The organism is Chryseomicrobium palamuruense, assembly GCF_042649045.1.
Classification (GTDB): Bacteria; Bacillota; Bacilli; order Bacillales_A; family Planococcaceae; genus Chryseomicrobium; species Chryseomicrobium palamuruense.
This window is the reverse complement of sequence record NZ_JBHSEF010000011.1, coordinates 86,983-108,476: the sequence shown is the minus strand read 5'-3', so window position 1 is coordinate 108,476 and position 21,494 is coordinate 86,983. Positions and strand designations below refer to the sequence as shown.

Annotated in this window: 25 protein-coding genes; 1 reads left to right on the top strand and 24 read right to left on the bottom strand. The window is 42.3% G+C overall.

Translation table 11 applies throughout. From position 1 onward, the window contains the following. Positions 1-117 precede the first annotated feature (117 nt). Positions 118-282 carry a hypothetical protein gene (locus ACFO0S_RS05080; protein WP_378140729.1) on the top strand — a complete coding sequence of 55 codons (165 nt, stop codon included), beginning with the start codon at positions 118-120 and terminating at the stop codon, positions 280-282. A gap of 100 nt (positions 283-382) precedes the next feature. On the opposite strand, the gene frr is transcribed toward ACFO0S_RS05080, so the two are convergent. The 24 genes from frr to ftsY form a co-directional block, all read right to left on the bottom strand. Further along, positions 383-940, bottom strand: coding sequence for a ribosome recycling factor (frr, locus tag ACFO0S_RS05075; RefSeq protein WP_378140728.1), 558 nt, complete (start codon positions 938-940; stop codon positions 383-385). Then, positions 940-1,665: a UMP kinase gene (gene pyrH, locus ACFO0S_RS05070; protein WP_378140727.1), complete on the bottom strand. Its 726-nt coding sequence runs from the start codon at positions 1,663-1,665 to the stop codon at positions 940-942. Before pyrH ends, frr begins: the two co-directional genes overlap by 1 nt. 74 nt (positions 1,666-1,739) lie before the next feature. Continuing rightward, positions 1,740-2,624 carry a translation elongation factor Ts gene (tsf, locus tag ACFO0S_RS05065; protein ID WP_378140726.1) on the bottom strand — a complete coding sequence of 295 codons (885 nt, stop codon included), beginning with the start codon at positions 2,622-2,624 and terminating at the stop codon, positions 1,740-1,742. A gap of 83 nt (positions 2,625-2,707) precedes the next feature. Next, complete coding sequence (gene rpsB, locus ACFO0S_RS05060) at positions 2,708-3,430, bottom strand: 30S ribosomal protein S2 (protein ID WP_378140725.1); 723 nt, start codon at positions 3,428-3,430, stop codon at positions 2,708-2,710. A 186-nt stretch (positions 3,431-3,616) separates the two neighbouring features. After that, positions 3,617-4,393: a GTP-sensing pleiotropic transcriptional regulator CodY gene (codY, locus tag ACFO0S_RS05055; RefSeq protein WP_378140724.1), complete on the bottom strand. Its 777-nt coding sequence runs from the start codon at positions 4,391-4,393 to the stop codon at positions 3,617-3,619. An 81-nt stretch (positions 4,394-4,474) separates the two neighbouring features. Further along, positions 4,475-5,851, bottom strand: a complete 1,377-nt coding sequence (gene hslU, locus ACFO0S_RS05050) for an ATP-dependent protease ATPase subunit HslU (protein ID WP_378140723.1) — start codon at positions 5,849-5,851, stop codon at positions 4,475-4,477. After that, positions 5,844-6,392, bottom strand: a complete 549-nt coding sequence (gene hslV, locus ACFO0S_RS05045) for an ATP-dependent protease subunit HslV (RefSeq protein ID WP_378140722.1) — start codon at positions 6,390-6,392, stop codon at positions 5,844-5,846. Before hslV ends, hslU begins: the two co-directional genes overlap by 8 nt. A gap of 11 nt (positions 6,393-6,403) precedes the next feature. Continuing rightward, positions 6,404-7,294, bottom strand: coding sequence for a tyrosine recombinase XerC (gene xerC / locus ACFO0S_RS05040; protein ID WP_378140721.1), 891 nt, complete (start codon positions 7,292-7,294; stop codon positions 6,404-6,406). 64 nt (positions 7,295-7,358) lie between these two features. Further along, a complete protein-coding gene (gene trmFO / locus ACFO0S_RS05035; protein WP_378140720.1) occupies positions 7,359-8,669 on the bottom strand; it encodes an FADH(2)-oxidizing methylenetetrahydrofolate--tRNA-(uracil(54)-C(5))-methyltransferase TrmFO in 1,311 nt (436 codons plus the stop codon). Between the two features lie 15 nt (positions 8,670-8,684). Beyond that, entirely contained in the window at positions 8,685-10,760 is a 2,076-nt protein-coding gene (topA, locus tag ACFO0S_RS05030) for a type I DNA topoisomerase (protein WP_378140719.1), read from the bottom strand. 110 nt (positions 10,761-10,870) lie between these two features. Further along, positions 10,871-11,701, bottom strand: a complete 831-nt coding sequence (gene dprA / locus ACFO0S_RS05025) for a DNA-processing protein DprA (protein ID WP_378140718.1) — start codon at positions 11,699-11,701, stop codon at positions 10,871-10,873. A gap of 65 nt (positions 11,702-11,766) precedes the next feature. Continuing rightward, entirely contained in the window at positions 11,767-12,669 is a 903-nt protein-coding gene (sucD, locus tag ACFO0S_RS05020; protein WP_378140717.1) for a succinate--CoA ligase subunit alpha, read from the bottom strand. Positions 12,670-12,687: 18 nt separating this feature from the next. After that, a complete protein-coding gene (gene sucC / locus ACFO0S_RS05015; RefSeq protein WP_378140716.1) occupies positions 12,688-13,848 on the bottom strand; it encodes an ADP-forming succinate--CoA ligase subunit beta in 1,161 nt (386 codons plus the stop codon). 115 nt (positions 13,849-13,963) lie between these two features. Further along, complete coding sequence (locus tag ACFO0S_RS05010; RefSeq protein ID WP_378140715.1) at positions 13,964-14,725, bottom strand: ribonuclease HII; 762 nt, start codon at positions 14,723-14,725, stop codon at positions 13,964-13,966. A 42-nt stretch (positions 14,726-14,767) separates the two neighbouring features. Then, entirely contained in the window at positions 14,768-15,622 is an 855-nt protein-coding gene (ylqF, locus tag ACFO0S_RS05005) for a ribosome biogenesis GTPase YlqF (RefSeq protein ID WP_378140714.1), read from the bottom strand. Between the two features lie 10 nt (positions 15,623-15,632). Next, a complete protein-coding gene (gene lepB / locus ACFO0S_RS05000) occupies positions 15,633-16,190 on the bottom strand; it encodes a signal peptidase I (protein WP_378140713.1) in 558 nt (185 codons plus the stop codon). A 115-nt stretch (positions 16,191-16,305) separates the two neighbouring features. Next, a complete protein-coding gene (gene rplS, locus ACFO0S_RS04995; RefSeq protein WP_378140712.1) occupies positions 16,306-16,650 on the bottom strand; it encodes a 50S ribosomal protein L19 in 345 nt (114 codons plus the stop codon). A gap of 132 nt (positions 16,651-16,782) precedes the next feature. Then, positions 16,783-17,511, bottom strand: coding sequence for a tRNA (guanosine(37)-N1)-methyltransferase TrmD (gene trmD / locus ACFO0S_RS04990; RefSeq protein WP_378140711.1), 729 nt, complete (start codon positions 17,509-17,511; stop codon positions 16,783-16,785). Next, positions 17,508-18,026, bottom strand: a complete 519-nt coding sequence (gene rimM / locus ACFO0S_RS04985) for a ribosome maturation factor RimM (protein WP_378140710.1) — start codon at positions 18,024-18,026, stop codon at positions 17,508-17,510. The genes trmD and rimM overlap by 4 nt, the downstream gene beginning before the upstream one ends. Positions 18,027-18,094: 68 nt before the next feature. Then, positions 18,095-18,328 (bottom strand): KH domain-containing protein, encoded by a 234-nt coding sequence (locus ACFO0S_RS04980; RefSeq protein WP_378140709.1) that lies wholly within the window; start codon positions 18,326-18,328, stop codon positions 18,095-18,097. Between the two features lie 14 nt (positions 18,329-18,342). After that, positions 18,343-18,615 carry a 30S ribosomal protein S16 gene (rpsP, locus tag ACFO0S_RS04975; RefSeq protein WP_342525848.1) on the bottom strand — a complete coding sequence of 91 codons (273 nt, stop codon included), beginning with the start codon at positions 18,613-18,615 and terminating at the stop codon, positions 18,343-18,345. A gap of 93 nt (positions 18,616-18,708) precedes the next feature. Beyond that, positions 18,709-20,064 carry a signal recognition particle protein gene (ffh, locus tag ACFO0S_RS04970; RefSeq protein WP_378140708.1) on the bottom strand — a complete coding sequence of 452 codons (1,356 nt, stop codon included), beginning with the start codon at positions 20,062-20,064 and terminating at the stop codon, positions 18,709-18,711. A gap of 12 nt (positions 20,065-20,076) precedes the next feature. Then, positions 20,077-20,406, bottom strand: a complete 330-nt coding sequence (locus ACFO0S_RS04965; RefSeq protein WP_378140707.1) for a putative DNA-binding protein — start codon at positions 20,404-20,406, stop codon at positions 20,077-20,079. Positions 20,407-20,468: 62 nt separating this feature from the next. Continuing rightward, positions 20,469-21,494 carry a signal recognition particle-docking protein FtsY gene (ftsY, locus tag ACFO0S_RS04960; protein WP_378140706.1) on the bottom strand — a complete coding sequence of 342 codons (1,026 nt, stop codon included), beginning with the start codon at positions 21,492-21,494 and terminating at the stop codon, positions 20,469-20,471.

Here is a 21,494-nt window from a genome sequence, read left to right as displayed (position 1 = left end):
TTTTCTCCATTAACGGAACGTTTGGTGATAGGGAAGGTTCCTTGGGGTTGGGAGGAGGAAACATTCATTTGATTTTCTTTATTTTGATGTTAGATTAGCGTCCCGCACAGGAGGGAAGTGCAAACCACTTCAGTCGTGACGGTTTTCGCACTAGTGGAGGTCGAATTCGCACCAGTCGACCGGGTCCGCACGAGTGGACGCGTTTTTCGTACCAGTGGGCGTGAAATTCGCACCAGTCAAATCATCTTCCGCACCAGTGACCACAAACCACTAATAGATTAAACCATTCCCCACCCATCTCCACACGATTCACATCAATACAATTTGATTGCTATTATTCCAATCCACAAAAAAAGCACCCTCCAAAAAGGTGCTCGGAAACTTAGACTTCCATAATCTCGTTTTCTTTCGCTTTCGCCAGCTCATCGATTTTCGCGATATACTGGTCTGTCAACTTCTGCACGTCTTCTTGGAAGGTGCGAAGATCGTCTTCCGTGATGTCCCCGTTTTTTTCAAGTTTCTTAAGATCTTCATTCCCATCACGACGAACATTGCGAACGTGTACTTTCGCGTCTTCTGCTTCTTTTTTCACAAGCTTCGCAAGATCCTTACGACGCTCTTCTGTTAAAGCAGGGATCGCCAAGCGAATGACAGATCCATCATTGGATGGAGAAATGCCTAGATCGGATTTCATGATGGCTTTTTCAATATCCCCTAATGCCGTTTTATCATAAGGTTGAATAACTAGCAACCGAGCTTCCGGAGTAGATACGCCTGCTAATTGGTTGATTGGTGTCGGTGCTCCGTAATAATCTACCGTGATTTTATCAAGTAGAGATGCGTTTGCACGGCCCGCACGAATTGAAGCAATCTCACGTGAGAATGCCTGTACCGATTTTTCCATTTTATCTTTTGTTTGGTCAATCACTTGTTTCGTCATTATGAATTCCTCCTCACGACAGTCCCAATCGTTTCACCTAGTGCCGCTTTTTTAATATTACCATTTTCCATAATTGAGAATACAATAAGATCAATATCGTTGTCCATACATAACGTTGATGCCGTCGAATCCATTACTTGAAGGCCATTTTGAATAACTTCTAAGAAAGATAAGTTTTCATATTTTACAGCTGACGGATCGACTTTTGGATCTGCAGAATACACACCGTCCACATTATTTTTCGCCATTAAAATAACATCTGCTTCGATTTCAGCAGCACGTAACGCAGCAGTGGTATCCGTTGAGAAATACGGATTTCCTGTGCCTGCAGCAAAGATTACAACGCGTCCTTTTTCAAGGTGACGAATGGCTTTTCGGCGAATATACGGTTCCGCCACCTGGCGCATTTCAATCGACGTTTGTACACGGGATTCAACGCCTTGTTTTTCCAGCGCATCTTGAAGAGCAAGTGAGTTCATCACTGTTGCAAGCATTCCCATGTAGTCAGCTGTTGCCCGGTCCATACCCATTTCACTTCCCACTTTGCCGCGCCAAATATTGCCGCCTCCTACTACTACAGCTACCTCAATATCTAAATCTACTACGTCTTTCACTTGTTCCGCAACAGATTTAATGATAGTTGGAGATAAGCCAAAGCCTTGCTCACCGGCAAGTGCTTCTCCGCTCAGCTTCAATACGATTCGTTTATATGGTGGTGTTGTCATGTGTATCCTCCCAGATTTTGTCTTGAAAAATAGGGAACACACGAGTGTGTCCCCTATATCTATTTCGTATCTAATTAGTTACCTTTAACTTGGCTCATAACTTCTTCAGCAAAGTTATCTTCACGTTTTTCGATACCTTCACCAACAGCATAACGAGTGAATGAAACAAGTTCTCCACCAGTTGCTTTCACGAAGTCGCGAACTTTTTGATCTGGGTTTTTAACGAATGCTTGGTCAAGAACACAAACATCTTCGAAGTATTTGCTTAGTCGACCTTCTACCATTTTCGCAACGATGTTCTCTGGTTTGCCTTCGTTTAGAGCTTGCTCAGTTAATACTTTGCGTTCACGCTCTACTTCTTCAGCAGAAACTTCGTCACGTGAGATATATTGTGGGTTTAAAGCAGCGATGTGCATAGCTACATCTTTTGCTGCCGCTTCGTCAGTTGTTCCTTCAAGAACCGCTAAAACACCAATACGTCCACCCATGTGTAGGTAAGGTCCGAAAGCATCTGCGTCTGTTTTTGTTTTGATGTCGAAACGACGAAGGGTAATTTTTTCACCAATTTTAGCAACCGCATTTGAAATGTGGTTCTCAACTGTAGAACCGTTGTCCATAGTTGAAGCAAGTGCTTCTTCTACTGAAGCTGGCTCAGTTGTTAGTAAGTGAGTAGAAATTTCTTTTACTAACTGTTGGAAGTTTTCGTTTTTTGCAACGAAATCTGTTTCTGCATTAATTTCAACTAAAACTGCTTTGTTTCCATCAACTTCGATTGCTGTTGTTCCTTCAGCAGCAATACGGTCTGCTTTTTTAGCTGCAGATGAAAGACCTTTTTCACGTAGAAAATCAATAGCTGCTTCCATATCGCCATTTGTTTCTACTAGTGCTTTTTTACAGTCCATCATACCTGCGCCTGTTTTTTCGCGTAATTCTTTAACCATTTGAGCTGTTACTGCCATGATTAATTCCTCCTATACCGAATACTTTTCTTAAAAAAAGGTGATAAGTGGATGGGCCGCTTATCACCTGTTCGTTTTAATAATTACTCAGCTGCTACTTCTTCAGTAGATTCAGCAAGTTCTTCACCTTGTTTTGCTTCAAGTAAAGCATCTGCCATTTTACCAGTTAGAAGTTTTACAGCACGGATTGCATCGTCGTTTGCTGGAATTACATAGTCAATTTCATCTGGATCACAGTTTGTATCAACGATACCTACGATCGGGATGTGCAACTTGATTGCTTCTGCGACAGCGATACGCTCTTTGCGCGGGTCTACAACGAACATAACGTCCGGTAGTGATTTCATATCACGAACTCCACCTAGGAATTTCACTAAGCGCTCGTGTTCTTTTTTAAGTTGAACTACTTCTTTTTTAGGAAGTACAGCAAATGTACCGTCTTCTTCCATTTTTTCAATTTGCTTCATACGAGCAACACGTTTTTGAATTGTACCGAAGTTAGTAAGTGTTCCACCTAACCAACGTTGGTTGATGTAGTAGTTACCTGAACGTTCAGCTTCTTCTTTGATTGCTTCTTGAGCTTGTTTTTTTGTACCAACGAATAAGACTTTACCGCCTTCTTCGCCAACTTGACGCATATAAGAATATGCCTCTTCTAATTTTTTCACCGTTTTTTGAAGATCGATGATGTAGATGCCGTTACGCTCAACGAAGATATATTTCTTCATTTTTGGGTTCCAGCGGCGAGTTTGGTGACCGAAATGTACACCAGCCTCAAGTAGTTGCTTCATAGAAATTACTGACATGATATTTCCTCCTATTGGTTTAAACTTCCGCCGTTCTTCCTGTGATTAAACGACCCAGTGGGCACCTGCTTAACCATCAGAACAGCGTGTATAATCATACCGTCTTATAATGTACCATACTTCCAGAGCAGTCGCAAGCATTTCACAAAGTAAAAACCGAACGTTTTCACGTCCGGCTTGAAATAATTAAAGCTTCATATTTTCTAGTTCTTCTAAGAACTTATTGTTTAGAACTTTGATGTACGTTCCTTTCATTCCTAAAGAACGAGACTCGATAACACCAGCAGATTCTAATTTACGTAAGGCATTGACGATAACCGAACGAGTGATTCCCACACGATCTGCAATTTTCGATGCGACGAGTAAACCTTCATTTCCGTTTAATTCTTCGAAAATATGTTCAATTGCTTCTAGCTCACTATAGGAAAGTGAATTGATTGCCATTTGAACGACTGCCTTGCTTCGTGCTTCGAGTTCAATCTCTTCTGATTTCTCACGTAGGATTTCCATACCCACAACTGTAGCGCCGTATTCAGCTAGAATTAAATCATCATCACCGAACGCATCTTTAATGCGCGCTAAGATGAGGGTACCTAAACGTTCTCCACCACCATTGATTGGCACAATTGTTGTCAGACCATCTTTGAATAAATCTTTATTTTCAACTGGGAATGCAGTGAATTCACTTTCCACATCCAAGTTTGAAGAAGTTTCTGTTAGTTTGAAAAGGTTTTTTGTATAGACTTCTGGGAACTGACGATCCTCTAACATACGAATGATACGATCGTTATCAATTTGTTGATTAATATCAAACCCTAATAACTTACCTTTACGACTAACGATAAATACGTTACACTCAATTACTCCTGATAATGATTCAGCCATTTCTTTAAAATTCACTTGTTGTCCTGCAGATGCTTGCAACATCGAATTGATTTTGCGTGTTTTGTCTAATAGATTCATTGTGAACCTCCACTTTTAATTTTTTCTATTTATAAAATATTCTAAAGGTTTTTAATTGTTTTTGATACTAAAATGTATTAATTATAAGATGAATTGTGACAAATCTTTGTTTTTTACTATACTTTTCAGTTTGCTATCGACAAATGCAGGCGTAATATCGATATGTGCAGGTGCAATATCCGAAGCTTCGTACGATAAATCCTCCATCAACTTCTCCAATAGTGTGTGCAATCTACGCGCTCCAATATTATCTGTTTCCTGATTTACTTCAAAAGCAAGCTCTCCGAGACGTTCAATTGCATCATCTGTAAAGGCAATTTCAATACCCTCTGTTTCAAGTAACGCTGTGTATTGTTGAATCAAGGAATGATTGGGCTCTTTTAAGATGCGGACAAAATCTTCTTTTGATAACTTCTCAAGTTCTACACGAATTGGAAAGCGCCCTTGAAGTTCTGGAATTAAGTCCGATGGTTTCGCCATATGAAAAGCACCAGCAGCAATAAATAGCATATAATCAGTTCGAACTGCGCCGTATTTGGTCGTTACTGTTGAACCTTCGACAATCGGAAGAATGTCTCGTTGGACGCCTTCTCGAGAAACATCTGCTCCGTGGCCTGATTTAGCAGCAATCTTATCAAATTCATCAATAAAAATGATTCCATCTTGTTCTGCTTTTTCAATTGCTGCTTGATTAACTTCATCGGTGTCTAAGAGCTTCATTGCTTCCTCTGCTGTCAGCGCACGACGTGCATCTTTGACTTTCATTTTTCGCTTTTTCTTCTTTTTCGGTATGAGACTCGACAGCATGTCCTGCATCTGAGCACCTTGTCCTTGGTCTGCACCTGGCATCATGTCAAAGAAGGAAGGTGTCGTTTCTGTCACTTGAATGGTTACTTCTTGTTCTTCAAGTTCCCCTGCTCGTAGCTTTTCAGCAATCTCACTACGTTTTATGCGTACAGAAGAATCTTCTTCTTCTTCGGGTTCTTGTCGACCGCCGAGCAACGCTTCGAACGGATTTGTTGGTGTTGTTTTTTTCTTAAGAGAAGGAACTAAGTGTTTAATTAACTGCTCTTCCGCTAATCGTTCTGCTTGAGGTCGAACCATTTCCATTTTCTCTTCTTTTACAAGGCGTATGGACGCTTCCACCAAGTCTCGAACCATCGACTCAACATCCCGCCCGACATAACCTACTTCTGTAAACTTAGTCGCTTCGACTTTTATAAATGGCGCACGCGTCAATTTTGCAATCCGGCGAGCAATCTCAGTTTTCCCGACACCAGTCGGCCCAATCATCAACATATTTTTCGGAACAATTTCTTGTTGCATCTCTTGTGATAAAAGTTTTCGACGGTACCGATTACGAAGCGCAATCGCGATGGCTTTTTTTGCCTCTTCCTGACCAATGATGTATTGATCCAAGTAGGCTTTCGTCTGTTTTGGGGTCGTCTCTTTAACCATGATCGATAGCCTCCAATACAATATTATGGTTAGTGAAGACACAAATATCTGCAGCCGTTTCAAGAGCCGCTTGAGCAATCTCTTTGGCTGTCAGTGCATCCCCACTATATTTCTTTAAAGCACGGCCGGCTGCAAGCGCATAGTTCCCACCAGAACCAATCGCTAAGATGCCATCATCGGGTTCGATCACCTCGCCCGTTCCTGATACTAATAGTAATGTGTCTTTGTTCATGACAAGCAGCATGGCTTCTAGTTGGCGTAGCATCTTATCCCCACGCCATTCTTTCGCGAGCTCAACAGCAGCGCGTTGCAGGTTGCCATTATACATTTCGAGTTTCGCTTCAAACTTCTCAAAGAGCGTAAAGGCATCCGCTACGGAGCCTGCAAATCCTGCAACGACTTGATTGTTAAAGAGGCGGCGCACTTTTTTAGCAGTATGCTTCATCACCACTTGATTGCCAAGTGTGACTTGACCATCGCCAGACATGGCACATTGTCCTTTATGCTGGATCGCAAATATCGTAGTAGCATGAATTGACATGGAAAGTCCTCCTAAGCGCGCGGATGCGCATTTTTATAAACGGATGCTAAATGATCCTTTGTGACATGTGTATAAATTTGTGTGGAATTCAAACTGCTGTGTCCCAGTAATTCTTGCACCGTTCGCATATCAGCTCCACGATTTAATAAGTGTGTGGCAAACGTATGTCGAATCATGTGGGGGTGAATAGATTTTGTTAGTGTACTTTTCTTCACGACTTCCGTCAGAATATGGCGGACTCCCATATCGGTTAGTGGATCCCCTCTGTGATTCACAAAAACAGAGGGATGCTGCTTGTGCTTCATTAAGCGAGGACGTGCATCTTGTAAATAAGTTTCAAGTGCTTCTGTTGCAAAGCTCCCCATCGGAATATAGCGCTCTTTTCTTCCTTTCCCCATCACCCGAACAATTCCATACGGCAAGTCGAGTGCAGAAAGTTGGAGTGCAGTAAACTCACTAACACGCATCCCTGTTGCGTACAGAAGTTCCAATAGAGCCATATTTCGCTGATCAAGAGGCGTAGGCCCAGCAGCTGCGATAAACAATTGTTCAAGTTCTTCTTCGTAGAAGAATTTCGGCAATTTCTTCTGCTGCTTGGGGTGGTAGAGCGCTTGGAAAGCTTCAGTTGTTACATTATGCTCTTTTGAAAGAAATTTAAAAAAAGAACGAATAGCAGATATCTTCCGGGATATCGTCGTTCTCGCAAGTTGTGCATCGTAAAGTTGTGTCGCATACAACCTTGCATGCAAATATTCAACCTCGTCAAAACGAGAGACGGATTCGTTTGCTAAAAAAGCTAAAAAGTGAGTTAAGTCTGTATCATATTCTTTTACAGTATGTGGCGAGTAATTTTTTTCAAGCTGAATAAATTCAAGAAATAACTTTAGTTGCTGTTCACCCATATATGTCTCTCCTCCATAAGTAAAAGCCCCTAAGATTATATCAATCCATAGGGGCTTCCTGCAATTAAATCGATTCAGTCGTCACAAAATTTCGAATTGTTGTAAGTGCTCGATCGGCTAATTTCTCTGCTTTTTCTTTTTTATCACGAATTTTCTGTGGAAGATTCGGGAAAAGACCGAAATTGATGTTCATCGGTTGGAAGTTCTTTGAATCAGCTTCTGTAATATAACGAGCCATGCTACCGAGTGCAGTCTCCTTAGGGAACACCACAAGGTCCTCTCCTTTTACAAGGCGTGCTGCATTGATTCCCGCAAGTAGGCCGCTACCAGCGGATTCTACATAGCCTTCAACACCCGTCATTTGACCCGCAAAGAAAATCTGTTTGTTCGCTTTCAACTGATACGTTGGTTCTAAAACAGTCGGTGAATTAATGAAGGTGTTGCGGTGCATGACACCGTAACGTACAATCTCCACATTCTCTAGACCTGGAATAAGTTGCAGCACTTCTTTTTGTGGCCCCCATTTCAAATGAGTCTGGAAACCAACGATGTTATATAGAGTTCCTGCCGCATCATCTTGGCGAAGTTGAACGACAGCAAATGGCCGTTTCCCTGTTTTCGGGTCCTCAAGACCAACCGGTTTCATGGGACCAAACAGAAGTGTTTTGCGTCCACGTGTTGCCATGACTTCAACAGGCATACATCCTTCAAAGTAAATTTCTTTTTCGAATTCCTTAAGTGGCACTACTTCTGCTTCAATCAGCGCATTGTAAAAACGATCAAATTCTTCTTCTGTCATTGGACAGTTGAGGTAGGCGGCTTCTCCTTTATCGTACCGGGATTTTAAATACACTTTCTCCATATCGATACTATCTTTTTCTACAATTGGTGCAGCTGCATCGTAGAAGTATAGATAGTCTTGACCTGTCAGCTCTTTCACTTTCTCAGCAAGTGCTGGAGAAGTAAGTGGGCCTGTTGCAATAATTGTGATACCTTCAGGGATTTCCGTCACCTCACCCGGAATGATTTCAATATTCGGGTGATTGCGGATCGTATCCGTGACGCGTCCTGCGAAATCATGTCGGTCAACAGCTAACGCGCCACCAGCAGGCACAGCACTATTGTCTGCGGAATGGATAATCAACGAATCGAGCATACGCATCTCTTCTTTGATTACACCTACCGCGTTTGTGATTGTATTCGCACGAAGTGAATTGGAACAAACCAACTCTGCAAATTTATCTGTGTGGTGAGCCGGTGTTTGCTTCACCGGTCTCATTTCATACAATTTCACTTGAATGCCACGTTTGGCAATCTGCCACGCTGCTTCCGAACCTGCTAAACCAGCGCCTATTACATTTACTACTTGCGTCATGACAATGCCTTCTTTCTAACTTTGTACTTCTTCTTTATAGTCACAGGAAACACATTGGATCTGGATTCCTTTTTTCAATTTCTTTTCTACGAGTAATTCTTCACACTTCGGACATGGACGGTTGATCGGTTTATCCCATGATACAAAATCACACTCTGGGAATTGATCACAGCCATAGAAGATGCGTTTCGTTTTGCTCTTACGTTCCAGAAGTTGTCCTTTTTTACATTTCGGACATCCGACACCAATTTCTTTTACAATGGCTTTTGTGTTACGGCATTCTGGGAAATTGCTGCACGCCATAAACTTCCCGTAACGTCCAAGTTTGTACACCATCGGAGACCCACATATTTCACAATCTTCACCTGTAGGCTCATCTTTGATTTCAATTTTCTCCATTTCTACATCCGCATGTTTCACGTGCTTTTCAAAATTTCCGTAGAACTGGTCGATCAAATTGACCCATTCAATTTGACCCTCTTCAATCAAATCAAGGTCTTTTTCCATTTGTGCCGTGAATTCAATGTTGATGATATCTGGGAAAAATTCCACCATCAATTCATGAACAATTGTTCCAAGTTCGGTGGGAATAAAACGTTTGCTCTCTAGTGTTACATAGCCTCGCTTTTGAATGGTATCGAGTGTCGGCGCATATGTGGATGGGCGACCTATGCCTAGCTCTTCTAGTGTTTTTACCAAGCGCGCCTCAGTAAAGCGTGGCGGTGGCTGTGTGAAGTGTTGCTTTGGTTCAATGGATGTGGCTTTTACCTTCTCCCCTTCTTCAAGGTCCGGAAGTAATTTGTCTTTATCATCCACTTGATCATCTGATCCTTCTACATACACTTTCATGAACCCAGGGAATTTCACTTGAGAACCTGTTGCGCGGAAGATAACGCCTTGGTTTTCAAGGTCTACACTTACGGTGTCTAAAATTGCAGAAGACATTTGGCTCGCAATGAAACGCTCCCAAATAAGCTTGTACAGGCGGAATTGGTCTCGTGAAAGAATGGCTTTCACTTCATCTGGAGAACGAAGAGCGCTTGTTGGGCGAATGGCTTCGTGAGCATCTTGTGATTTCTTCGAAGTTTTCGCTGGAGCCGCAGTTGACAAGTAATCACTACCATACTTCTCTTCAATCAAACCTTTTGCTTCAGATTTTGCTGTATCTGAAATACGTGTGGAATCTGTACGCATGTAGGTGATCAAACCAACAGTCCCTTGTTTTTTCCCAAGGTCAATCCCTTCATACAGCTGTTGTGCGAGCATCATCGTCTTTCGTGCACGGAAATTTAATTTACGTGCCGCTTCTTGTTGAAGAGATGATGTCGTGAATGCAGGTGATGGGTTCCGCTTGCGTTCTTTCTTGATCACTTTATCTACTGTGAAGTTTTTACCTTTTATATTTTTCAGGACGGCATCGACATCTTCTTTCGATGAAAGCTTTTGCTTCTCAGAAGAAGTTCCGTAGAACATCGCATCAAATGGCTTCTTGTTTTTTTCAAAGAGCCCTTCGATCGACCAGTATTCTTCCGGTACAAAACTTTTAATTTCATTTTCACGATCAATGATAAGACGTAGTGCCACCGACTGTACTCGACCTGCTGAGAGGCCTTTCTTCACTTTCTTCCATAGAATAGGACTGATATTGTACCCAACGAGGCGATCCAACACGCGACGTGCTTGTTGTGCATCGACGAGGTCTCGGTTTAATGGTCGTGGATGCTTGAATGAATTGATGACAGCCTCTTTTGTAATCTCATTAAAAACAACTCGACAGTCAGAATCCGCATCGATGGAAAGCGCATTTGCTAAATGCCAGGCAATCGCTTCTCCTTCTCTGTCGGGGTCAGCCGCGAGATAAACTTTTTTAGCTTTTTTGGCTGCCGTTTTCAGTTCTTGTAATATGGGGCCTTTGCCGCGAATCGTAATATATTTTGGTTGGTAGTTATTCTCTACATCCACACCCATTTGACTGCGTGGTAGGTCAATAACGTGACCAACAGATGCTTTTACTTTATATTTTTTCCCCAAGTACTTCTCAATTGTTTTTGCTTTTGCTGGGGACTCGACAATGACTAGATAATCTGACATACATTGGCCTCCTCTAAATAGAAGGTAATCCGCTTCCGATAAAAACAAATACCTGAAGCAAAATGTATAACAGTTTTGCTTCGAATGCAAGGGTTTCCTTTTTTGGTGCGTCAGATCCGGTCTAAAAAATCCCTAAAATCTGTCGTGCTCTGGATGAGTTGTGCGCCTTGTTGTATCAGCAAATGAGGACCCATTGACAGAGGTGAAAAAACCTGTCCTGGAAACGTAGCAACATCTTTTCCTGCGTCAATCGCAAAATCCGCTGTCGACATCGTACCGCTTTTTTCGGCAGCTTCAGTAATAACGACTGCTTTTGAGAGTCCACTAATTAGTCGGTTTCGGGCAATAAACTGATGAGGCATGGGCGGTGCATTGGGTGGATACTCGGTGAGGACGAGGTCCGTTTCACATAATTTGTTAAACAATTTTTCATGTTGTTTCGGATAGATGAAATGAAAGCCGTTCCCGAGAATAGCAACCGTTGGAACGGGTAATGAGAGAGCTGCCTGATGAGCCATACCATCCGCTCCTAAAGCCATACCGCTGCAGATTCCGTACCCTCTTTCTCGGATGGCAGGAAGGAGCAGGTTGATGCAGCGCTCTGAATACGTAGAAGCCTTCCTTGCACCCACAATGGCGATATAGGGATAGCGTAAATGATGAAGATTCCCTTTTGCATAGACGACAGCAGGTGGGTCATGCAACTCTTTCCAATCGGACGGATAGTCAGAGTCAAAAATGGTGATGGGACGAATCTGTTGTTGATGATAATAGCGCTCAAAATTAAAATGTTCAACGCGTTTCCAGTCGCGTAAGAAATTTTCAGGCAAGAATGGTTTGATCATAGTTGGTGAGAGTAGATAAGTGTACAGAGGTTGAAGCTGTGGCCACGGTCTCGGATAGAGGCTGTGCAGGGCAAGCAAGGTTTGACGGTTCGACAATAAGCACCTCAGTTTGTAGGATTTGGGGATATAAAAAAGATACGGCGTCTGCCGTACCTTCTAGTTTAATGTGTTTTACAAGCGTCGTAAAGACCTGCTTCTTTGATTGCTTCAATCAGTGTTTCTCCGATAACTGATGGAGTAGCTGCTACTTTCATACCAGCATCTTTCATCGCGCTGATTTTACCTTCAGCAGTCCCTTGACCACCAGAGATAATTGCACCAGCGTGACCCATACGTTTACCAGGAGGTGCTGTTTGTCCACCGATGAAGCCGACAACAGGTTTCTTCATGTTCACTTTGATCCATTCAGCAGCTTCTTCTTCTGCTGTACCACCGATCTCACCGATCATAACGACTGCATATGTGTCTTCATCCTCGTTGAACTCTTTTAATACATCGATAAAGTTTGTCCCGTTAACTGGGTCTCCACCGATACCTACAGCTGTTGTTTGGCCAATACCAGCTTGAGTTAATTGGTGAACAGCTTCATACGTTAATGTACCAGAGCGTGAAACAACGCCTACGTGACCTTTTGTATGAATGTATCCAGGCATGATGCCGATTTTACACTCATCTGCCGTGATAACACCCGGACAGTTGGGTCCAACTAAACGTGTTTTCTTACCTTCCATATAACGTTTCACATTTACCATATCTAGAACTGGAATGTGCTCAGTGATACAGATAGCCATATCAAGTTCTGCATCAACAGCTTCTAAAATAGCATCCGCAGCAAATGGAGCTGGGACGTAAATAACAGAAACATTTGCGCCTGTTGCTTTAACAGCTTCTTCAACAGTATTGAAAACAGGAACGCCTTCGACTTCTGTTCCACCTTTACCAGGTGTTACACCAGCAACGATTTTAGTTCCGTACTCAATCATTTGTTTTGTATGGAAAAGAGCAGTTGAGCCCGTGATCCCCTGAACGAGTACCTTAGTATCTTTATTAATATATACGCTCATTTTATCTCCCTGCCTTTCTTATCCTACAAGTTTCACGATTTTTTGTGCGCCGTCTGCCATAGAATCCGCCGCAATAATATTTAGGCCTGATTCATTCAGCATCTTCTTACCTAGGTCAACGTTTGTACCTTCAAGACGAACAACAAGCGGTACTTGAAGCCCTACTTCTTTCGCAGCGATGATAACACCTTCCGCGATGACGTCACACTTCATGATCCCACCAAAGATATTCACGAAAATACCTTTTACGTTTTTGTCAGAAAGGATAATTTTGAATGCTTCTGTAACTTTTTCAGCAGTCGCACCGCCCCCAACGTCAAGGAAGTTCGCGGGTGATCCGCCGTAGTAGCTGATCGTATCCATAGTTGCCATGGCAAGACCTGCACCGTTAACCATACAACCGATATTTCCATCTAAAGAAATATAGCTTAAGTCATATTTGGACGCTTCAATTTCTTTCGCATCTTCTTCATCATAATCACGCATTTCCATGATTTCTGGATGACGGTACAATGCGTTAGCATCAAAGTTGAATTTCGCATCAAGAGCAATAACTTGATCATCACCCGTTACAACAAGTGGGTTAATTTCAACGATTGCCGCATCTTTTTCAACGTATACTTTGTAAAGACCCATCATGAACTTCACAGCTTTGTTCACAAGTTTCGCAGGGATGTTCATGTTGAACGCCATACGACGTGCTTGGAAGCCTGTAAGACCCACTACTGGATCGATTTCTTCGTAGAATAAACGCTCAGGAGTGTTTGCTGCCACTTCCTCGATGTCCATTCCGCCCTCTTCAGAGCCCATAAGTGTAACACGAGAAGTTGCACGGTCTAGAACAAGTCCGATGTAATATTCTTTTTGAATATCACTACCCTCTTCGATATAGATACGTTTTACTTCTTTTCCTTCAGGACCCGTTTGGTGCGTCACCAATACTTTACCTAAAAGTTCTTTCGCATAGTCACGGACTTCATCAAGCGTTTTAGCGATTTTAACACCGCCAGCTTTCCCGCGTCCTCCAGCATGAATCTGAGCTTTTACTACTGTCACGGCTGAGCCTAATTCTTTCGCTGCTTTAACTGCTTCTTCAGGTGAGAAAGCAACGATTCCGTTTGGCACGGCAACTCCATATTGACGTAGCAATTGTTTTCCTTGATATTCATGGATATTCATTGTGCGTCCTCCAATCGAACGAATTGAGTTTACTACCTTCCCCATTGTATAAAACCTGTCACAATCTGTCCACAAAAGTTGAATATTTGCAGGAAACAGCGAATTTTCAAAATTCTCAGCGCTTCTTGTCGAGACTTTTAATCGGTTCGAAGGAATGACGATGTTCTGGGCAAATACCTACACTTGCAATGGCCTCCAGATGCTGAGGCGTCCCGTATCCCGCGTGTTGATCAAACCCGTAATCCCGATAGGATTTATGCAGTCCATTCATATACTCATCTCGTGTGGTTTTCGCAAGAATGGAAGCCGCTGCAATCGACAAACTCTTTGCATCTCCTTTGATAATGGAATGACATGGCATGTCGACCGGAATCTGCATGGCATCTGCCAAAACATAATCTGGTTTTATCTCTAGTGACTCCACAGCTTTTTTCATCGATTGTTTCGTGGCTTCATATATATTGAGTCGATCAATCTCTCCCGCTGGTTGGATATGTATAAAATAACTGAGTGCGTGCGTCCGAATGATTTCAGCAAGTCGTTGTCTCTTTTCTCTGGATAACTGCTTTGAATCGTTCACGTCGATAAAAACAGTTGTATCGGCTGGCAAGATGACTGCTGCTGTAACTACAGGTCCTGCGAGAGGTCCTCGTCCTGCCTCATCTACCCCTGCGATGATTCCTTCACCAAAGGAAAGGTCAAAGTTTACACGGTCCAAGTATTCTTCCCATGCTTTTATTTTCTTTTGTTGACGGGAGTCCCAACTTTTAATCAACTTTTGGACACCCAACCGCTGATCGGTTCGAAGAGTGGTGAACCATTCATTCTCACTCTCTAATGTTTTTAACTTTTCTTGAATCACCTTCACACTTTCCATAGTTCCCACTCCTAAAAAAACCCTCTAGCTTAGGCTAAAGGGTTACTGTTGTTCTTCTGTAAAATCAAAGGTTAACCGGCCAAGATATTCGTTGCGAATGTCACGAACAATCAGCTCTGCTACTGCATCATAATCAACTTCTCCACCTGTAGAAAACGTCTTCCGTAAGGTGCCGATATGCTGGAACACCGCTTCTAAATCTTCACCTACAGTTTTCAGTTGATAGCGTTCTTGAAGTCGTTCTGGATAATGTGCTTCTAAAAATCGAAGGCCATAAACAGCAAGATCTTCCATGCGAACAACTGCATCTTTAATGGCACCTGTAAGAGCCAGTTTATAGCCAATCTCTTGGTCTTCAAACTTCGGCCAGAGAATACCAGGCGTATCTAGAAGTTCAAGCTCTTTGGCAATCTTTATCCACTGTTGTGATTTTGTGACACCCGGTGTATTTCCAGTTCGTGCAATATTCTTTTTCGCAAAACGATTGATTAGTGTAGACTTCCCAACGTTTGGAATGCCTAGAATCATCGCACGGATGGCTCGTGGCTTCATGCCGCGCGCTTTCATACGATCGAATTTAGGCTGTAGTAATACTTTTGTTTCTTTCAATACTTTTTGAAGGTCACGTCCTTCAAAAGAATTGATGGCTACGGCTTGAATACCTTGTTCACTAAAGTGGTGAATCCATTTAGCAGTTTGATGTTCATCCGCCATATCTGCCTTCGTTAAAATCATTAATTTGATTTTCTGATGAACGATTTGTTCAAGCATCGGATTTCGTGAAGATACCGGTAAACGTGCATCCACCAGTTCAAATATAATATCCACAAGCTTTAAATTTTCGGTTACTTCTCTTCGGGCTTTTGCCATATGCCCAGGGAACCACTGAATGGTCATACACCCACCTCTATTCTACAATCGTGATATCTTGAAGGGGCCAAAAGACCAGATTCGTTGTGCCAATGATTTCTTCTTCAGCAATTAATCCAATATGTCGGCTATCTTTGGAGTAACGACGATTGTCACCCATCACAAAGAAGTAGCCCTCTGGAATCTCACTTAATTGTGTTAACTCTTCAAGTGTAAAGTCTTCTGTCAATGTACCTTCAGAAATTTGATTTTTAAATTCCTCTAAATGAGGTTCCGGAATGGCTTTCCCATTGATGTATAGTTGATCGTTTTGATAGGCAACGTGGTCACCTGGTAAGCCAATAATGCGTTTAATGTAATTTTTTTGTTCAGGCGCATGGAAGACGACAATTTCAAATCGGTCGGGTTCACCTAGCTCATAACCAATTTTGTTCACTACCATGCGGTCGCCATGATGAAGTGTTGGCATCATGGACTCTCCGTCCACGACAATCGGTGTAAATAAGAAGAAACGGATAATTGCTGCAATACTAAATGCGATCAAGATCGCCTTTGCCCATTCCCAAACTTCATTTTTCTTTTTAGTGGTTTCCATTTTCTCGCTCTCCCCTCAACTACTATAGTACAAAAAAAACGCGCGAACCTCTAGCGAGAGCTCTAAGTAAAAGAAAAAACTGCACGCCGTCAACAGACGACATGCAGTAATCGGATTAGCGAAGTTCTTTGATGCGTGCTGCTTTACCACGTAGGTTACGTAGGTAATACAATTTCGCACGGCGTACTTTACCGCGACGAACCACTTCAAGACGTGCAATCTTTGGTGTGTGAACTGGGAATGTACGCTCAACGCCTACACCAGATGAAATTTTACGCACTGTAAACGTTTCACTGATTCCGCCACCACGACGTTTGATGACTACACCTTCGAATACCTGTAAACGTTCACGAGTACCCTCGACAACTTTAACGTGTACACGTACAGTGTCTCCAGGACGGAATGTTGGTAGGTCAGAACGAAGCTGATCTTTTGTGATTTCTGAAATAATGTTTTGCATAATCATTTCTCTCCTTATACGAATGCTCTTACACCCTCTAAACGCTGCAGCGGAACACCCAAAATAGATGCTTTCTAGGAAAGCACATCAATCATCATATCACACAGTTTGACAAGTTGCAATACTTGTCACCTAGATTTCTAGCTTCTTTAAGAATGCGCGATCTTCCTCTGTTAGCTCAGCAGTCTCAAGTAAATCAGGCCTTCTCTCAAGCGTCCGACGTAATGACTCATCACGTCGCCATTTTTCAATTTTTGCATGATTCCCTGACAATAAGACCTCAGGTACCTTTAACCCGTTAAAATCGGCAGGACGTGTATATTGGGGGTGTTCTAATAAGCCTGTGGAAAACGAATCGTCTTGATGCGACACTTGATTGCCAAGAACATCCGGAAGTAGTCGTACGACACTATCAATGACGGTCATGGCAGCAAGTTCCCCACCAGTTAATACGAAATCTCCTAAAGAAATCTCATCCGTCACCAAGTGCTCACGGATACGCTCGTCATATCCTTCATAGTGACCACAAATGAAAAGGAGAGAGTCTTCATTCGCTAGTTCTTCCGCTTTCTTCTGAGTAAAACGTTCTCCTTGGGGACACATTAAAATTACTCGAGGTGGCTTTTCCGCTTTGGCTTTTAGATCTTCGACCGCCGCGAAAAGCGGCTCTGGCTTTAATACCATGCCTGCTCCTCCACCGTAAGGATAATCATCAACTTGCTTATGTTTATTCGTCGAGTAGTCTCGAAAATTCGTAACAGCTAGTTCGACTCGCCCTTGTTCTTGTGCTTTGTTTAATATGGAATGACCGAAGACACCTTCAAACATTTCCGGAAAAAGAGAGAGGATCTGGATCTTCATTCGGAAAGCATTCCTTCCATGACATCAATCACAATCTTCTTCTCTTCAATATCAATCTCTTGGACGACTTGTGCGATGTACGGGATGTAATGCTTTTTCCCTTTTGAAGGAGTGACTTCCCATACATCATTTGCTCCAGTAGCGAGAATTTCCGTTACTTCGCCAATTTCTTGACCTTCCGTAGAAACGACTCTGCATCCCATGATCTCATGATAATAGTATGCATGATCTTCTAATTCATTTAACTGATCTTTATTTACTTTTAAAAAATGATTTCGGAATTTTTCTACGTCATTGATGTTTGTCATTCCCTCGAACGTCAGTAAATCAAAATTTTTGTGTGTTCGATGTGACGTCACCTTCAACGTCATCAGCAGCTTCTCACCATCAAATAAAGCAAGCTCACTGCCTTTTTTAAAACGCTCCTCAGGAAAGTCTGTGGACGACATAACGCGAACTTCTCCACGAATCCCATGAGTATTGACGATTTTTCCTACATTCAACCATTCTGTCATTCAATTCATTCCTTTCGGTCAAGAGAACGAACAAAAAGGAAGAACCGGTAAAAGTTCTTCCTCTTTGATCAATCCATAATATCGACAAAAACTCGTTTTGCTTGGTGACTGCTGGCGGCTGAATACACAATCGTTCGAATAGCTTTCGCTACACGTCCCTGTTTTCCGATGACTTTACCCATATCTTCCGGATGAACGGAAAGTTTATAGACGACACGGTTTCCAGAAACTTGTTCATGAACCTGAATCGCTTCAGGAAAATCTACAAGCGGTTTAACAATCGTTTCAATCAGCTGCTTCATCATGCCACCTCCGATTATTTAGATAATTTTGCGTTATGGAATTTTTCCATGATGCCTTGTTCAGAGAACAAGTTACGTACTGTATCAGATGGTTTCGCACCATCTTGAAGCCATTTCAATGCTAGTTCTTCATTGATTTTCACTTCAGCTGGTTTTGTAAGTGGGTTGTAAGTTCCCACTGTTTCGATTTGACGACCGTCACGTGGTGAACGTGAATCAGCTACTACAATACGATAGAAAGGAGATTTTTTAGCTCCCATACGTTTTAAACGAATTTTTACTGCCATTTGTTGTTGCACCTCCGAATAGTTTCACACAAGATAGTATATTACCAAGGATTTTATGGTTTGTAAAGTGTTTTTTCTTAACACTACATAAAGTTATTTAAAAAGGCTGTCCATGCCTGGGAAATTCATCTTTTTCTTACCTTTTTGTTGCATTCCAGACATCTGTTTCATCATCTTTTTCATATCTTCAAACTGCTTCAGAAGACGATTGACTTCTTGAATGGATGTACCTGAACCTTTGGCAATTCGTTTCTTACGACTGCCGTTCATGATCTCTGGGTTCGTCTTTTCTTGAGGAGTCATCGCGTAAATGATAGCCTCAATTCGCCCCATCTGTTTTTCATCCACTTTCGCATTTTCTAAGCCTTTAATTTTACCTGCTCCAGGGAGCATTTTTAAAATTTCATCAAGCGGTCCCATTTTTTTCACTTGTTGTAGCTGTTCGATAAAATCATCAAATGTGAAAGACTGTGTACGAATTTTCTCTTCGAGTTCTTTCACTTTGGACTCATCTACTTCTGTCTGTGCCTTTTCAATAAGAGATAAGACATCTCCCATGCCAAGGATACGAGAAGCCATACGGTCTGGATGGAACTCTTCCAGCGCATCCATTTTTTCACCCATCCCGACGAACTTTATCGGTTTTTGAGTAACGGAACGAATAGATAGTGCGGCTCCACCACGCGTGTCCCCATCAAGTTTCGTGAGCACCACACCAGTAATTCCTAGGGCGCCATCAAAACTCTGCGATACGTTTACGGCATCTTGACCAGTCATCGAATCGACGACTAAGAAAATTTCATCCGGCTCTTTGATAGCACGAATTTGTTTTAGTTCATCCATTAGTATTTCATCGACATGTAAGCGGCCAGCCGTATCGATGAGAACCACATCATGATGTTCTTGTTTTGCGTGCTCAATGGCCTGTCGAGCAATCTCTACAGGAGAAACTTCTGTACCGAGGGAAAAGACCGGTAAAGACAATTGCTTACCGAGCGTTTCGAGCTGCTTAATGGCAGCTGGACGGTAAATGTCCGCAGCCACTAAAAGTGGTTTCTTATTGTATTTTTTGCGCAAGACAGAAGCAAGCTTTCCTGAAGTTGTTGTCTTCCCAGCCCCTTGAAGCCCGACCATCATAATAATGGTAGGGGGACGAGTAGAGAAGCTGATTTTACTTTGTTCTCCCCCCATTAACTGAGTTAACTCGTCTTTAACAATCTTAATGACCTGTTGACCAGGGGTTAAACTTTTCATGACATCTTGACCGACGGCACGTTCAGAAACTGTTTTGACGAACTCTTTTACAACTTTTAAGTTCACATCTGCTTCAATTAACGCAAAGCGAACTTCACGCATCATTTCTTTGACGTCGGCTTCGTTGATTTTTCCTTTGCCTTTAATTTTTTGCATCGTCCCTTGGAGACGTTCTGCTAAACCTTCAAATGCCACGCGTATCTCCTCCTATTCGACGCTTTTCAATTGTTCAATGATTTCTCCAAGCTGAGCTGGTGACTGACCTTTTTGAATACGCTCTTCGAGTTCAAGAATCAATTGCTGACGCTGTTGGAATTTTTCAAATAAATTGAGCTTTGTTTCGTATTCTTCGAGCATCATTTCCGTGCGGCGAATATTATCGTAGACAGCTTGTCTAGAGATTTCATACTCTTCCGCAATTTCTCCCAGAGAAAGATCATCTAAATAATAGAGTTCCATATAGGAACGTTGTTTGTCTGTTAATAGAGACTGATAAAAATCGAAAAGAAAGTTAATTCGCGTTGTTTTCTCAATCATCTTCTCGCTCCTTATCTATACTCATCTAGTCTACGTGCAGTGAATTATACTGTCAAGTAATTTTACTTGTCTTCTGATTCAGACGCTTCCTCGAGTTCAAGCCCTTCTGCAAATAATCCATACACATATTTCTCTGCATCAAACGGTTGTAGGTCATCCATTTTTTCTCCCAGTCCTACAAATTTAACAGGGATACCGAGTTTATTGCGAATCGCAAGAACGATTCCGCCTTTTGCTGTGCCATCCAGTTTGGTTAAGACAATTCCTGTTACATTGGTTGCTTCTTTAAACGTTTGTGCTTGAATTAAGGCATTTTGACCAGTTGTTGCATCTAGCGCAAGCAAGACTTCATGGGGTGCCTCGGGTACTTCACGAGAAATGACACGGTGGATTTTTTCGAGTTCATTCATCAAGTTCACTTTGTTTTGTAAACGTCCAGCGGTATCACAAATCAACACGTCAACTCCGCGGCTCTTGGCAGCCCGAATGGCATCGTACATCACTGCTGCTGGATCTGAACCTTCTGCTTGCTTGATGACTTCTACGCCCACACGGTTCCCCCATTCCTGGAGTTGATCAATAGCTCCTGCGCGGAATGTATCCCCTGCTGCTAGCATCACAGTTTTGCCTTGTTCTTTTAATTGATGTGCAAGCTTTCCGATAGTGGTTGTTTTCCCCACACCGTTGACACCTACGAATAAGATGACCCCTAGTCCTTCTTCAGGAAGGTTGAGTGTATTTAATTCTTCTTGTCCACTTTCGTAGATCTCGACCAACTTCTCGGAGATCACCGATTGGATTCCAGAAGTATCTTTGATGTTTTTCCGCTGTACTTCATAACGAAGTTTGTCCATCAGTTCCATCACTGTTTCGAAACCAACATCCGCTTGCAAAAGCAGTTCTTCGAGTTCTTCAAAGAAATCCTCATCGACTTTGCGGTATTTTGCCACAAGATCATTTACTTTTGAAGTAAATTGCTCACGTGTTTTTGTTAGTCCACCTTTAAACTTTTCGGTAATTGATTGTTTTTCAATTTGTTCTTCAGGTGTACCGCTCACCTTTTCTTTTAACCTCTTAAAGAAACTCAT

Bases quoted from the DNA above. Each gene is read 5' to 3' on its own strand.
- frr (WP_378140728.1), bottom strand. From the start codon at position 940: ATGACGAAACAAGTGATTGACCAAACAAAAGATAAAATGGAAAAATCG.
- pyrH (WP_378140727.1), bottom strand. From the start codon at position 1,665: ATGACAACACCACCATATAAACGAATCGTATTGAAGCTGAGCGGAGAA.
- tsf (WP_378140726.1), bottom strand. From the start codon at position 2,624: ATGGCAGTAACAGCTCAAATGGTTAAAGAATTACGCGAAAAAACAGGC.
- rpsB (WP_378140725.1), bottom strand. From the start codon at position 3,430: ATGTCAGTAATTTCTATGAAGCAACTACTTGAGGCTGGTGTACATTTC.
- codY (WP_378140724.1), bottom strand. From the start codon at position 4,393: ATGAATCTATTAGACAAAACACGCAAAATCAATTCGATGTTGCAAGCA.
- hslU (WP_378140723.1), bottom strand. From the start codon at position 5,851: ATGGTTAAAGAGACGACCCCAAAACAGACGAAAGCCTACTTGGATCAA.
- hslV (WP_378140722.1), bottom strand. From the start codon at position 6,392: ATGTCAATTCATGCTACTACGATATTTGCGATCCAGCATAAAGGACAA.
- xerC (WP_378140721.1), bottom strand. From the start codon at position 7,294: ATGGGTGAACAGCAACTAAAGTTATTTCTTGAATTTATTCAGCTTGAA.
- trmFO (WP_378140720.1), bottom strand. From the start codon at position 8,669: ATGACGCAAGTAGTAAATGTAATAGGCGCTGGTTTAGCAGGTTCGGAA.
- topA (WP_378140719.1), bottom strand. From the start codon at position 10,760: ATGTCAGATTATCTAGTCATTGTCGAGTCCCCAGCAAAAGCAAAAACA.
- sucD (WP_378140717.1), bottom strand. From the start codon at position 12,669: ATGAGCGTATATATTAATAAAGATACTAAGGTACTCGTTCAGGGGATC.
- sucC (WP_378140716.1), bottom strand. From the start codon at position 13,848: ATGAATATCCATGAATATCAAGGAAAACAATTGCTACGTCAATATGGA.
- ACFO0S_RS05010 (WP_378140715.1), bottom strand. From the start codon at position 14,725: ATGGAAAGTGTGAAGGTGATTCAAGAAAAGTTAAAAACATTAGAGAGT.
- ylqF (WP_378140714.1), bottom strand. From the start codon at position 15,622: ATGACCATTCAGTGGTTCCCTGGGCATATGGCAAAAGCCCGAAGAGAA.
- lepB (WP_378140713.1), bottom strand. From the start codon at position 16,190: ATGGAAACCACTAAAAAGAAAAATGAAGTTTGGGAATGGGCAAAGGCG.
- rplS (WP_378140712.1), bottom strand. From the start codon at position 16,650: ATGCAAAACATTATTTCAGAAATCACAAAAGATCAGCTTCGTTCTGAC.
- trmD (WP_378140711.1), bottom strand. From the start codon at position 17,511: ATGAAGATCCAGATCCTCTCTCTTTTTCCGGAAATGTTTGAAGGTGTC.
- rimM (WP_378140710.1), bottom strand. From the start codon at position 18,026: ATGACAGAATGGTTGAATGTAGGAAAAATCGTCAATACTCATGGGATT.
- ACFO0S_RS04980 (WP_378140709.1), bottom strand. From the start codon at position 18,328: ATGAAGCAGCTGATTGAAACGATTGTTAAACCGCTTGTAGATTTTCCT.
- rpsP (WP_342525848.1), bottom strand. From the start codon at position 18,615: ATGGCAGTAAAAATTCGTTTAAAACGTATGGGAGCTAAAAAATCTCCT.
- ACFO0S_RS04965 (WP_378140707.1), bottom strand. From the start codon at position 20,406: ATGATTGAGAAAACAACGCGAATTAACTTTCTTTTCGATTTTTATCAG.
- ftsY (WP_378140706.1), bottom strand. From the start codon at position 21,494: ATGAGTTTCTTTAAGAGGTTAAAAGAAAAGGTGAGCGGTACACCTGAA.